This window comes from Streptomyces sp. NPDC002076, from assembly GCF_053593835.1.
Genome location: NZ_JBSFDI010000009.1, coordinates 166,737 through 179,550, shown reverse-complemented (window position 1 = coordinate 179,550; position 12,814 = coordinate 166,737). Strand labels below are relative to the sequence as shown.

The 12,814-nt window shown below is 71.5% G+C and carries 8 protein-coding genes; 5 read left to right on the top strand and 3 right to left on the bottom strand.

Going from position 1 to position 12,814, the window contains the following annotated elements; translation table 11 throughout:
* Nucleotides 1-161: 161 nt before the first annotated feature.
* The 3 genes from ACWCQS_RS20890 to sucC form a co-directional block, all read right to left on the bottom strand.
* Nucleotides 162-1,742, bottom strand: a complete 1,581-nt coding sequence (locus ACWCQS_RS20890; RefSeq protein ID WP_451005794.1) for an aldehyde dehydrogenase family protein — start codon at nt 1,740-1,742, stop codon at nt 162-164.
* A 297-nt stretch (nt 1,743-2,039) separates the two neighbouring features.
* Entirely contained in the window at nt 2,040-2,921 is an 882-nt protein-coding gene (gene sucD / locus ACWCQS_RS20885) for a succinate--CoA ligase subunit alpha (RefSeq protein ID WP_451005793.1), read from the bottom strand.
* Nucleotides 2,922-2,932: 11 nt separating this feature from the next.
* Nucleotides 2,933-4,063, bottom strand: coding sequence for an ADP-forming succinate--CoA ligase subunit beta (gene sucC / locus ACWCQS_RS20880; RefSeq protein ID WP_451005792.1), 1,131 nt, complete (start codon nt 4,061-4,063; stop codon nt 2,933-2,935).
* A 234-nt stretch (nt 4,064-4,297) separates the two neighbouring features.
* Between sucC and ACWCQS_RS20875 the strand changes: the two genes are divergently transcribed.
* From ACWCQS_RS20875 to ACWCQS_RS20855, 5 genes are all read left to right on the top strand, one after another.
* Nucleotides 4,298-5,980 (top strand): thiamine pyrophosphate-binding protein, encoded by a 1,683-nt coding sequence (locus tag ACWCQS_RS20875; protein ID WP_451005791.1) that lies wholly within the window; start codon nt 4,298-4,300, stop codon nt 5,978-5,980.
* Between the two features lie 11 nt (nt 5,981-5,991).
* Entirely contained in the window at nt 5,992-7,224 is a 1,233-nt protein-coding gene (gene frc, locus ACWCQS_RS20870; RefSeq protein ID WP_451005920.1) for a formyl-CoA transferase, read from the top strand.
* A 4-nt stretch (nt 7,225-7,228) separates the two neighbouring features.
* Nucleotides 7,229-9,373, top strand: a complete 2,145-nt coding sequence (locus ACWCQS_RS20865) for an acetate--CoA ligase family protein (protein ID WP_451005790.1) — start codon at nt 7,229-7,231, stop codon at nt 9,371-9,373.
* A gap of 164 nt (nt 9,374-9,537) precedes the next feature.
* Nucleotides 9,538-10,860, top strand: coding sequence for an MFS transporter (locus ACWCQS_RS20860; protein ID WP_451005789.1), 1,323 nt, complete (start codon nt 9,538-9,540; stop codon nt 10,858-10,860).
* Nucleotide 10,861: 1 nt separating this feature from the next.
* Nucleotides 10,862-12,280: an OFA family MFS transporter gene (locus tag ACWCQS_RS20855; protein WP_451005788.1), complete on the top strand. Its 1,419-nt coding sequence runs from the start codon at nt 10,862-10,864 to the stop codon at nt 12,278-12,280.
* The last annotated feature ends 534 nt before the right edge of the window (nt 12,281-12,814 follow it).

Below are 12,814 nucleotides of genomic sequence, written 5' to 3'. Positions count from 1 at the left end.
CTTGCCGGGGGTGTTCCCCGCGGCGACATGGACAACAATACCAAGGTTTCGGAGTGCGTTTCACCTGCGTATCCGTCCCCTGGGGGCGGCCCGGGGCGAGCCGGGCCGCCTGATCGGTCGCGGTGTACGGACTGCGTGATCCGGTGTACACACCGTGAGGGTCACGGCATGAGCTGGTACTCCGGGAAGTTCCCGGGCAGCCGCTCCCCCGCCGGGCCCCGGGTCACGGCGCGGACCAGGAGATCGCCGCCGACGAACGCGCCCCGCCAGGATCCGCCGAACCCGCCGAACAGCTCGTCGCGGTCGCCGCGGGACCGGGGGACGCCGTGCCCGGTCTTGAAGGCGCGGATCTGCGGGGCGAGCCGGTCGTAGGTGGCCCGGTCGTCCGTGGCGAGCGTGGCGACCAGCGCGCCGTTGGACGCGTTCATGGCGGCCAGCAGCTCGGCCTCGGTGTCGACCAGGACGATCGTGTCGACGGGTCCGAAGGGTTCCGCGTGATGCAGGGGGGAGGACGGCGGTGGGTTGAGGAGGGTGACCGGGTGGACGTAGGCGGAGGTGTCCTGGCCCGGGAGGAACCGCGTGTCGTCGGGGCGCCCGCGGTGGAGCGGTACGGCGCCCCGGTCGACGGCCTCGGCGACCTGGTCGGTGAGTTCCTTGGCCTTGGCGGCGTTGATCAGCGGGCCGAAGTCCAGCTCGGGGAGCGGGTCGGCCGGGTCCGCGACCGCGAGGGGGTGGCCGACGCGGACGGACCGGACCGCGGGGAGGTAGGCGGCCAGGAACGCGTCGAACAGGGAACGCTGCACGACGAAACGCGGGTAAGCGGTGCAGCGCTGTTTTCCGTAGTCGAACAGCTTGGGGATCACGGAGGTGAGCCGTTCCCAGCCGGAGAAGTCCCAGATGCCCCAGGTGTTCAGGCCCTCCTGTTCCAGGATGTGCCGTTTGCCGAGGCCGGCGACGGCGGTGGCGACGTCGGCTCCGGTGTCGCGGCCTCCGACGAAGGACACACAGCCGATCTCCGGCGCCCGCACGAGCGCCTGGTTCAGCTCGCGGCCGCTGCCGCCGACGAGGGTGACCGGCACCCCCTCCCGGGCGGCCAGCGCCATGGCCAGGGTGAGGCAGGCCGCACCGCCGTCGGTCGGGGTCTTGGCGATCACGGCGTTTCCGGCCAGGGCCTGCACCAGGGCGGCGTGCACGAGCACGCTCATCGGATAGTTCCAGCTGGCGATGTTGGAGACCGGTCCCTCCAGTGGGGTCCGGCCGGCGAGCATGGGCTCGATGCCGTCGGCGTACCAGGGCACGCCGTCGATCGCCCGGTCGACGTCCGCGAGGGCGAGGCGCCAGGGCTTGCCGATCTCCCAGACGAGCAGCAGGGCGAGCAGATCGCGGTGCGCGGTGAGCGCGTCCAGGGTGGCGGCGATCCGCGCCCGCCGTTCGGGCAGCGGGATGTGCCGCCAGGCGCGGTGCTGGTCGAGGGCCGCTCGTACGGCCTGCTGGGCGGTGGCGCCGTCGAGCCGCGGGGCCCCCGCGATCGGGGTGCCGTCGACCGGGGTGATCGCAGGGAGCGTCCGTCCGTCGGGCCGCCAGGCCGCACCCCACAGATTGAGGACACGGTCGTCCCGGAAGGCCTCCGGCGCGGCGGCGAGACAGCGCCGCCAGGCGTCGGCGTAGGCCGTGCCGGGTTTGAGCAGCGCGGGGGTCGGGTGGTTCGGGGGCGGAGGGTTCGGGGTGAGGGTGGATGTCATACGTCGGCTCCGCTCTCGGTGCACGGTCGGGGCGGGGTGGGACGGGGTGGGGTGGGGTGGGATGGGTGGGGAGCGGTGGGGGATGGCTCGAGGATGGGGTGGCGGGCTTGAGGTTGGTTGGGATGGGGGTGGGGGCTCGGTGGGGCTCGGATCGGTTCGCCGCGGTGCTCCGCGCGCCCGTCCTGGGGGTCGGCCCGGTCTCCGGCTCCGGCGCACCCGCCATCTCCAGGACGCAGGACACCCCGGCCGCCGGCTCGGGGCGAACACAGGTCGGTGGCGACGGCCGCCCGGGTCAGGTCAGTCGGCCCGCAGGACGTCCAGGACCAGCCGGGCCGTCTCGGTCGGGGTGCGGCCTACGCGGACTCCGGCCGCCTCCAGGGCCTGCTGTTTGGCGCGGGCGGTGCCGGTGGAGCCGGAGACGATCGCGCCGGCGTGGCCCATGGTGCGGCCCTCGGGTGCGGTGAACCCGGCGATGTAGCCGACGACGGGCTTGGTGACGTGGTCGCGGATGTAGGCGGCGGCGCGTTCCTCGGCGTCGCCTCCGATCTCCCCGATGAGGACGACGAGTTCGGTGTCGGGGTCGTCCTGGAAGGCGGCCAGGCAGTCGATGTGGCTGGTGCCCACCACGGGGTCGCCGCCGATGCCGACGCACGTCGAGAAGCCGATGTCGCGGAGCTCGTACATGAGCTGGTACGTCAGCGTGCCCGACTTGGAGACCAGGCCGACGGGGCCGGGCTTGGTGATGTCGGCGGGGATGATGCCGGCGTTGGACTGACCGGGGGTGATCAGGCCGGGGCAGTTGGGGCCGATGATCCGGGTGCCGGTGTGCCGGGCGTGGGCGGTGAAGGCGACCGTGTCGTGGACCGGGATGCCCTCGGTGATGACGACGGCGAGGGGGATGCGGGCGTCGGCGGCCTCGATGACGGCGGCCTTGGCGAAGGCGGGCGGCACGAAGACGACGGTGACATCGGCGCCGGTCGACCGCATGCCGTCGGCGACCGACCCGAAGACGGGCACGGCCTGTCCGTCGAAGTCGACGGTCTGCCCGGCCTTGCGCGGGTTGACCCCGCCGACGACGTTCGTGCCGGCCGCGAGCATGCGCCGGGTGTGCCGCATGCCCTGGCCCCCGGTCATGCCCTGGACGAGGACCTTGCTCTCCTTGGTGAGGTGGATGGCCATGTCCCGGCTCCTCAGGCGGTGTGGGCGAGTTCGGCGGCCCGGCGGGCGGCGCCGTCCATGGTGGTGGCCTGTTCGACGAGGGGATGGGCGCGTTCGCCGAGCATCGCGCGTCCGCGTGCGGCGTTGTTGCCGTCGAGGCGGACGACGAGCGGCTTGGTCAGCCGGACGGTGTCGACGGCCGCCACGATTCCCTCGGCGACCGCGTCGCAGGCGGTGATTCCGCCGAAGACGTTGACGAAGACGGACCGCACGGCCGGGTCGGAGAGGATCACCGACAGTCCGTCGGCCATCACCTGCGCGGAGGCCCCGCCGCCGATGTCGAGGAAGTTGGCGGGGCGGGCGCCGCAGCCGGCGACGACGTCCAGGGTCGACATGACCAGGCCCGCGCCGTTGCCGATGACCCCGACCTCGCCGTGGAGCCTGACGTAGGTGAGGCCGCGCGCGGCGGCGGCCGCCTCCAGCGGGTCCTGGTGCTCCTCTTTCCGCGCGCCCCAACGGGCCTGCCGAAAGCGGGCGTTGTCGTCCAGGGTGACCTTGCCGTCCAGGGCGAGGATCCGCCCCTGGGCGGTGCGCACCAGCGGGTTGACCTCGACCAGCAGGGCGTCCTCCCGGACCAGTACCCGCCACAGCCGCAGCAGGACGTCGACGGTCTGTGGGGGCAGTCCGGCGGCGCTCGCGATCTCCCCCGCCTTGGCGGACGTGACACCCGCGGCCGGGTCGACGGGAATCCGTGCCACCGCCTGCGGCCGGGTCGCCGCGACCTCCTCGATCTCCATGCCGCCCTGGGCGGAGGCGATGGCGAGGAAGCCGCCGGCGGTGCGGTCGAGGACGTAGGAGACGTAGAACTCCTCGGCGATGTCGACCGGTTCGGCGAGCAGCACCGTGCCGACCCGGTGGCCCTTGATGTCCATGCCGAGGATCTGGCGTGCGGTCAGCTCCGCCGCGGCGGGGCCGGCGGCGAACCTGACCCCGCCCGCCTTGCCGCGCCCGCCGGTCTTCACCTGCGCCTTGACCATGGCCCGGCCGCCGAGCCTGCGAGCGATCTCGCGGGCCCGCTTGGGCGAGTCGGTGACCTCGGCCCGCGGCACGGGGATGCCGTGCTCCTCGAAGAGCTGCCGTGCCTGGTGTTCGTACAGGTCCATGTGCGGCTCCTGTCTGCGAGGTCGTCGTGGGTCCGGCCGGCACTGACCGAAAAGGGCCGGACTCCGATGACCGAAAAGTGTGTTCGCCCCCTGGACACCACCCACGGGATGCGGGATAACAAGCTTCATACAGTATTCGTCGACTGTATGCAATCTACTGCATACAGCTCGCCGGCTGTCCGTATGCAGTGCACGCGAGCCGCCCAACTCCTACGAAAGGGACAGGACTTCGCCATGCCCGACGACACCCAGGACGTGATCTCCGGTGGTCATCTCGTTGCCAAGGCGCTGAAGGCCGAGGGGGTCGACCGCATCTACACCTTGTGCGGCGGCCACATCATCGACATCTACGACGGCTGCGTCGACGAGGGCATAGAAGTCGTCGACGTACGCCATGAGCAGGTCGCCGCGCACGCCGCCGACGGCTACGCCCGGATCACCGGCAGGCCGGGCTGCGCCGTGGTCACCGCCGGCCCCGGTACGACCGACGCCGTCACCGGGGTCGCCAACGCCATCCGCGCGGAGTCCCCGATGCTGCTGATCGGCGGCCAGGGCGCGCTCACCCAGCACAAGATGGGGTCCCTGCAGGACCTGCCGCACGTCGACATGATGGCGCCGATCACCAAGTTCGCGGCGACCGTCCCGGACACCGCCCGCGCCGCCGACATGGTGTCGATGGCGTTCCGCGAGTGCTACCACGGCGCGCCCGGCCCCTCCTTCCTGGAGATCCCCCGCGATGTCCTGGACGCGAAGGTGCCGGCCGACAGGGCGCGGGTACCGAAGGCCGGCGCCTACCGGGCCTCCACCCGCTCGGCCGGCGACCCGGAGGCGATCGAGCAGCTCGCCGACCTGCTCGTGCACGCCGAGAAGCCGGCCGTCCTGCTCGGCAGCCAGGTGTGGACGACCCGTGGCACCGAGGCGGCCGTCGAGCTGGTACGGGCCCTGAACATCCCGGCGTACATGAACGGCGCCGGCCGCGGCACCCTCCCGCCCGGCGACCCGCACCACTTCCAGCTCTCGCGGCGGTACGCCTTCTCCCACGCCGACGTCATCGTGATCGTCGGCACGCCGTTCGACTTCCGCATGGGCTACGGCAAGCGCCTCTCCCCCGATGCGACGGTAGTCCAGATCGATCTGGACTACCGGACGGTGGGCAAGAACCGCGACATCGACCTCGGCATCGTCGGCGACGCCGGCCTGGTGCTGAAGTCCGTCACCGAGGCCGCCTCCGGGCGCGTGGACGGCGGGGCTTCGAAGCGCAAGGAGTGGCTCGACGAGCTGCGCGCCGCCGAGCAGACCGCGATCGGGAAGCGGCTGCCGCAGCTGAGGTCGGACGCCTCACCCATCCACCCGTACCGCCTCGTCAGCGAGATCAACGACTTCCTCACCGAGGACTCGATCTACATCGGCGACGGCGGCGACATCGTCACCTTCTCCGGGCAGGTCGTCCAGCCCAAGTCGCCCGGCCACTGGATGGACCCGGGCCCGCTCGGCACGCTCGGCGTCGGCGTCCCCTTCGTGCTCGCTGCCAAGCAGGCCCGTCCGGACAAGGAGGTCGTCGCCCTCTTCGGAGACGGCGCCTTCTCGCTGACCGGCTGGGACTTCGAGACCCTGGTCCGCTACGACCTGCCGTTCGTCGGCGTCGTCGGCAACAACTCCTCGATGAACCAGATCCGTTACGGCCAGGCCGTCAAGTACGGCAAGGAACGCGAGCGGGTCGGCAACACCCTCGGCGACGTCGCCTACGACAAGTTCGCGCAGATGCTGGGCGGTTACGGCGAGGAGGTCCGCGACCCAGCCGACATCGGCCCCGCGCTGCGCCGGGCCCGGGAGTCGGGCAAGCCGTCGCTCATCAACGTCTGGGTCGACCCGGACGCCTACGCCCCCGGAACCATGAACCAGACCATGTACAAGTGAGGGGACCCAAGGTGACCACCAAGGCACTCGACGGCATCCGCGTCCTGGACATGACCCACGTCCAGTCCGGGCCCTCCGCCACCCAGCTGCTGGCCTGGCTCGGCGCCGACGTCATCAAGCTGGAGGCGCCGAGCGGCGACATCACCCGCAGGCAGCTCTGCGATCTGCCCGACGTCGACTCCCTCTACTTCACGATGCTCAACTGCAACAAGCGCAGCATCACCCTGAACACCAAGACCGAGCGCGGCAAGGAGATCCTCACCGAGCTGATCCGGCGCTCGGACGTCATGGTGGAGAACTTCGGACCGGGCGCGGTCGACCGGATGGGGTTCACCTGGGAGCGCATCAAGGAGATCAACCCCCGGATCGTCTACGCCTCCATCAAGGGGTTCGGCGAGGGGCCGTACACCGGCTTCAAGGCGTACGAGGTCGTCGCGCAGGCCATGGGCGGGTCGATGACGACCACCGGTTTCGAGGACGGGCCGCCACTGGCGACGGGGGCGCAGATCGGTGACTCGGGCACCGGAGTGCATACAGTGGCCGGGATACTGGCGGCACTCCTCCAGCGCGAGCGCACCGGGCGCGGCCAGCGCGTCAATGTCGCCATGCAGCACGCGGTGCTCAATCTGTGCCGGGTGAAGCTGCGCGACCAGCAGCGCCTGGCGCACGGGCCGCTCGCCGAGTACCCGAACGAGGACTTCGGTGACGAGGTGCCCCGCTCCGGCAACGCCTCCGGCGGCGGCCAGCCCGGCTGGGCGGTCAAGTGCGCGCCGGCCGGCCCGAACGACTATGTGTACGTCATCGTCCAGCCCGTCGGCTGGAAGCCGCTCAGCGAGCTCATCGGCCGGCCGGAACTCGCCGACGACCCCGAGTGGGCCACCCCCGAGGCCCGGCTGCCGAAGCTGAACAAGATGTTCCAGCTGATCGAGGAGTGGTCCTCGACCCTCCCCAAGTGGGAGGTGCTGGAGAAGCTGAACGCGCACAACATCCCGTGCGGGCCGATCCTGTCCACCAAGGAGATCATCGAGGACGCCTCGCTGGCCGCCAACGAGATGGTGGTGCGTGTCCAGCACCCCGAGCGCGGCGAGTTCGTCACCGTCGGCAGCCCGCTCAAGCTCTCCGACTCCCCCGTCGAGGTGAGCAGTTCACCGCTGCTCGGTGAGCACAACGAAGAGGTCTACATCGGCGAACTGGGCCTCGGTGACGAAGAGTTGCGCCTGCTGAAGTCGAACGGAGTGATCTGACGTGATGGCAGAGGACCGGGAGCTGCGGGTGCGCGCGCTCCTCGACTCGGTGCGCGCCGAGGGCCGTACGGCGCTCACCGCGCCCGAGGGCAAGGTGATCGCCGACGCGTACGGGATCGCCGTACCGGGCGAGGAGCTGGCGACGGACGTGGACGAGGCGGTGGCCGCGGCGGCACGCTTCGGCGGGCCGGTGGTCATGAAGATCGTCTCGCCGGACATCCTGCACAAGACCGACGCCGGCGGTGTCGTGGTGGGCGTGGAGGGCGCGGCGGACGTGCGGGCCGCGTTCTGCCGGATCGTGGAGAACGCCCGCGCCTACGACGCCGCGGCCCGGATCGAGGGCGTGCAGGTGCAGGAGCTGCTGCCGAAGGGGCAGGAGGTCATCGTCGGCGCGGTCACCGACCCGACCTTCGGGAAGGTGGTGGCGTTCGGGCTCGGCGGGGTGCTGGTCGAGGTGCTGAAGGACGTGACGTTCCGGCTGGCACCGGTCACGGCCGACGAGGCGCTGTCGATGCTGGACTCCATCCGGTCGGCGGAGATCCTGCACGGGGTGCGCGGGCAGGCCGGGGTGGACCGGTGGGCGGTCGCCGAGCAGATCCGGCGGGTCTCCCAACTGGTCGCGGACTTCCCGGAGATCGCCGAGGTGGACCTCAACCCGGTGATCGCGACACCCGAGAGCGCGGTGGCCGCCGACATCCGGGTGATCCTCGCCGAGAAGCAGCCGGCGGCGAGGAAGACGTACACCCGCGACGAGATCCTCGCGTCCATGCGCCGGCTGATGCAGCCGTCCTCGATCGCCGTGATCGGCGCGTCCAACGAGGCGGGCAAGATCGGCAACTCGGTGATGCGCAATCTCGTCGACGGCGGTTTCTCCGGGGAGATCCATCCGGTGAACCCCAGGGCCGATGACATCCTGGGCCGCAAGGCGTACAAGAGTGTCACGGACGTTCCCGGTGAGGTGGATGTGGCCGTCTTCGCCATTCCCGCAAGGTTCGTGGCAGCCGCGCTGGAGGAAGTGGGACGGAAGAAGATCCCCAACGCCGTCCTCATCCCCTCCGGGTTCGCCGAGACCGGCGAGCACGAACTCCAGGCGGAGATCGTGGAGATCGCCGAGCGACACGGCATCCGTCTGCTCGGCCCGAACATCTACGGCTACTACTCCACCTGGCAGGACCTGTGCGCCACGTTCTGCACGCCGTACGACGTCAAGGGCGGGGTGGCGCTGACCTCGCAGTCCGGTGGCATCGGCATGGCCATCCTCGGCTTCGCCCGCACCACCAAGACGGGTGTGTCGGCGATCGTCGGCCTCGGCAACAAGTCCGACCTGGACGAGGACGACCTGCTGACCTGGTTCGGCGAGGACCCCCGCACCGAGTGCATCGCCATGCACCTCGAAGACCTCAAGGACGGCCGGGCGTTCGTGGCGGCGGCGCGGGCGACCGTGCCGAAGAAGCCGGTGGTGGTGCTGAAGGCGGGCCGTACGGCGGCGGGCGCGAAGGCGGCCGGCTCGCACACGGGCGCGCTCGCGGGCGACGACGCGGTGTACGACGACATCCTGAGGCAGGCGGGCGTCATCCGGGCGCCGGGCCTGAACGACATGCTGGAGTACGCCCGCGCCCTGCCCGTCCTGCCCGCCCCCGAGGGCGACAACGTCGTGATCATCACCGGCGCCGGCGGCAGCGGCGTGCTGCTGTCGGACGCGGTGACCGACAACGGGCTGTCCCTGATGGAGATCCCGCCCGACCTGGACGAGGCGTTCCGCCGGTTCATCCCGCCGTTCGGCGCGGCCGGCAACCCGGTCGACATCACCGGGGGCGAGCCGCCCTCGACGTACGAGGCGACGATCCGGCTCGGCCTGGAGGATCCGCGGATCCACGCGCTGGTGCTCGGCTACTGGCACACCATCGTCACCCCGCCGATGGTGTTCGCCCAGCTGACGGCGCGCGTGGTCGCCGAGTTCCGCGAGCGCGGCATCGAGAAGCCGGTCGTGGCGTCCCTCGCGGGGGACGTCGAGGTCGAGGAGGCCTGCCAGTACCTGTTCGAGCGGGGGGTCGTGGCCTACCCGTACACGACCGAGAAGCCGGTGGCCGTGCTGGGGGCGAAGTACCGCTGGGCGCGGGCGGCCGGACTGCTGGGGGGCGGTTCATGAGGTGAGTGACGCGGGGGCCGGCCGGTGCGCGCCGGCCGGCTCCCGGGACCTGCGCGCGCACGAAAGGCAATGGACAGGGGGCGCTGGCCAGAACTTTCGACGCAAGGGGTGCAAGTCGCGAGATGGAAACCATCGATCCCCCCGCCTCCGTGCTGTGCAGGGAGGTGAGGGACCGCAGGGGCCGCGTGTACCGGGTCGGCGAGAGCGATGTCGAGCTGCTGGGCCGTGGCCGGATCTGGATGGTCGTCCTGCCCTGGGTGGGCATGGCGGGCATCAGTGGGGCCGCGTACGCGTTCTTCGCGGCGCAGGCCGGTCTTCGTGCCGCCCACCGGTGGGGCGGGGACCCGTACTGGCCGCCGGGCCTGTGGGCGCTCGCCCAGGCGGCGGTCGCCCTGCCGGCCGGGCGGCTGCGGGAGAGCGGCCGGCTTCCGGCCCGCGCGGCCATGACGACCGGAGCGCTCGGCACCCTGGCCGGGTACCTGGCGCTCGCCCTCGCCCCTCAACTCACCGCCGTCCGGCTTGTCTTCGCCGTGTGCGCAGGTGCCGGGGCCGGACTGGTGCACGCCACCTGTCTGACGCTGCCGGGCAGGTGGTGGCCGGAGCGGCGGGGCGGCCCCACGGGAGTGGTGGCGAGCGGGCTCGCCTTCGGGGCCGTACCGCTTCTCCTCCCTTCGGTCCTGGACGCCGACCCGCGCATGCTGCTCGCGGTCGCGGGCGCCGGAGCGTCCCTGGCCGTGGCCGGCGCCGGCCGTCCCTTCCGGGACCCGCCGCGGAACTGGTGGCCGCCGCGGCCCGACCCGCAGTCCGTGCCGCCGACTCCGGCCGCCCGGCGCGCACGCGAGAAGAACCCGCCCGCCGTACGCCACCACACCCTCCGACAGGCGGCCCGGAGACCGGAGTTGTGGCTGCTGTGGCTCTGCCTGCTGGGCTCGGTCGGTGTCACCGTGCTGGGCGTCGTCGTGCAGGCGGGATATGCCCAGCAGTTGGGCGTCTCCCCCGAGTTGCTGTGGTCGGTGACCGTCGCGGGTGGCTCCGCGGCGGCCGTGGCCGGTGCGCTGTCGGACCGCTCGGGGCGGCGCACCCTCCTGATCGCGGCCTGTCTGCTGCTGGGCCTCGCACAGTTCGGCGTGCCGATCGCGGCCCGCACGGGCAGCGGTGCGCTGCTCCTCGGCTGTGCGGCGGCGACCGGGGCCGCCGGCGTCACGGCCCTGGCGCTGGTCACCGCGCTGGCCGCGGACCTGTTCGGTGAGAACCACCACGCGAGCGTCCACGGACTGCTCGCCGGCGCCTGGCTCCTGCCGGTCGCCGCCGGCTGCGGCACAGGGGCGGCCGGGTACGCCGCCCGGGACCCGCATGCCGCGTTCCTCCTGGCGGGCTGCACCGGGCTCGCCTGCGCCGCTGTGGCGCTGCTCCTCAGAACGCCGGGCAGGCTCAGCGTCCGGCGCATCGTCCCCAATCCCCACCCCCTCGGCGAGGAGATGGCCTGACATGACGGCTGATCCCACAACACGGAACACGCCGGCCGAGCCCGGCGCGGCGAACCGCTCGTACCGCGAAGTCACCGACTCCCGGGGGCGGGTCTACCGCGTCGGCGAGACGGACCGCGACATACTCGGCCACTCGCGCAAACTCATGGTGTACCTGCCGTGGATATCGATGATGGCCATCAGCGTCTCGGAGTACGCCTACGGCTCCGCCGAGGACACCCTGTCCGCCGCGCACGGCTGGACCCAGAGCAACACCTTCTGGATCCTCAGCGTCTGGGTGTTCTTCCAGGCCGGCATCGCCTTCCCGGCGGGCTGGCTGCGCGAGCGGGGCATCCTCACCGCGCGCCGTGCGATGTACCTCGGCGCCGCGATGTGTCTGCTCGGCTTCCTGGCGCTGTCCCACCTCGACAACGTGCTCCTGGCCATCCTCGGATTCGGTGTCGTCGGCGGTGTCGGCTCCGGGCTGATCTACGCGACCTGCATCAACATGGTCGGCAAGTGGTTCCCGGAGCGGCGCGGCGCGAAGACCGGCTTCGTCAACGGCGGCTTCGCGTACGGCTCGCTGCCGTTCATCTTCATCTTCAACTACGCCTTCGACACCGGGAACTACGACGAGGTGCTGGACCTGATCGGCGTGTATGTGCTGATCGTGGTCGCCGTGTGCGCGTGGTTCTTCAAGGACCCGCCGAAGAACTGGTGGCCGGCCGACGTCGACCCGCTGTCGTTCTCGGGGACCGCCAAGAGCGGTGCGAGTCTGGCCAAGAACCCGCCCGCCGTACGGCAGTTCACGCCCATGGAGGCCATCCGGACCGGCATGCTGCCGCTGATGTGGATCACCGTGGTGATGACCGCCGGGGTGTCGATCTTCGGGATCTCCTTCCAGGTCGACTTCGCCAAGAAGGTCGGCTTCGGCCCGCTGGTCGCGGCCTCGTCGATGGGCGTGATGGCCGTCATCAACGGCGTGGGGCGGGCCGCGGTCGGCTGGCTGTCGGACCGGTGGGGCCGCAAGACGACCCTGGTCTTCGTCATCGTGGTGCTCGGGCTCGCCCAGTTCGGCGTCATCTGGGCGGGTGACGTCAGGAACGAGTGGCTGTTCCTGTTCTTCGCCTTCCTCTCCGGCTTCGGCGGCGGCGCGTTCTACCCGATGTTCGCGGCGCTGACACCGGACTACTTCGGCGAGAACTACAACGCCACCAACTACGGCCTGGTGTACAGCGGCAAGCTGGTCAGCGGTCTGTTCGGCGGCGGCCTCGGCTCCATGGTGGTCGGCGCCTGGGGCTACAACGGGGCCTACGCGCTGGCCGGCGGGGTGTCGATGGTGGCGGCGGCGATCGCGTTGCTGCTGCGCCAGCCGGGCCGGGGCAAGGCCGAGGAGACCGGGAAGGCGGTCACGGCCCCGAGGACCCAGCCATCGTCCTGAGCACGACTCCCGACTCCCGGATGTTCCCCCTCCACGATCCGCTCACCGATCACCGGAGGGGGAACACCGCACGCACAGCACGCTCGGCTTCGCCGCACGCCCGCAGACCTGGCCACCGTGTCGGTGACCGGTGCCGGTCTAGTCAACGGGCGTGCATGGGACGGGCTTTGGCGTCGGCGATCGCCCTGCGGTTCGTGACGCCGCTCGTGTCCGAGCACGGCTCCTGGCACACGTCGTGGAGCGGCACGGGCTGCTGCTGATCACGCCTTCGGCGAGTCCGTGATCTCCCTCGATGTCGGCATCGCCGATCCGCCGCTCACCCCGGGCCTGTTGTGCGGCGCATTCGTCGCGGCCGGCATCAAGAAGGCCCTCGGCCATCCGGCCCAGCACCCGCAACCGGGACCGGCGACGCCGCTCGCGGGCCGGGGGTGCACCTCCTCGCACCCCACTCAGCCTTCCGAACGGCCCTGCGACTGCGGCCTGTCCGCCTCCGGGCGGCCGACGCGGCGCTCACCTGGCCGGCGTTCGTAGGCC

Coding starts and splice junctions, on each gene's coding strand:
- sucD (WP_451005793.1), bottom strand. CDS start 2,921: ATGGCCATCCACCTCACCAAGGAGAGCAAGGTCCTCGTCCAGGGCATG.
- ACWCQS_RS20865 (WP_451005790.1), top strand. CDS start 7,229: ATGGCAGAGGACCGGGAGCTGCGGGTGCGCGCGCTCCTCGACTCGGTG.
- ACWCQS_RS20855 (WP_451005788.1), top strand. CDS start 10,862: ATGACGGCTGATCCCACAACACGGAACACGCCGGCCGAGCCCGGCGCG.
- ACWCQS_RS20875 (WP_451005791.1), top strand. CDS start 4,298: ATGCCCGACGACACCCAGGACGTGATCTCCGGTGGTCATCTCGTTGCC.
- sucC (WP_451005792.1), bottom strand. CDS start 4,063: ATGGACCTGTACGAACACCAGGCACGGCAGCTCTTCGAGGAGCACGGC.
- ACWCQS_RS20890 (WP_451005794.1), bottom strand. CDS start 1,742: ATGACATCCACCCTCACCCCGAACCCTCCGCCCCCGAACCACCCGACC.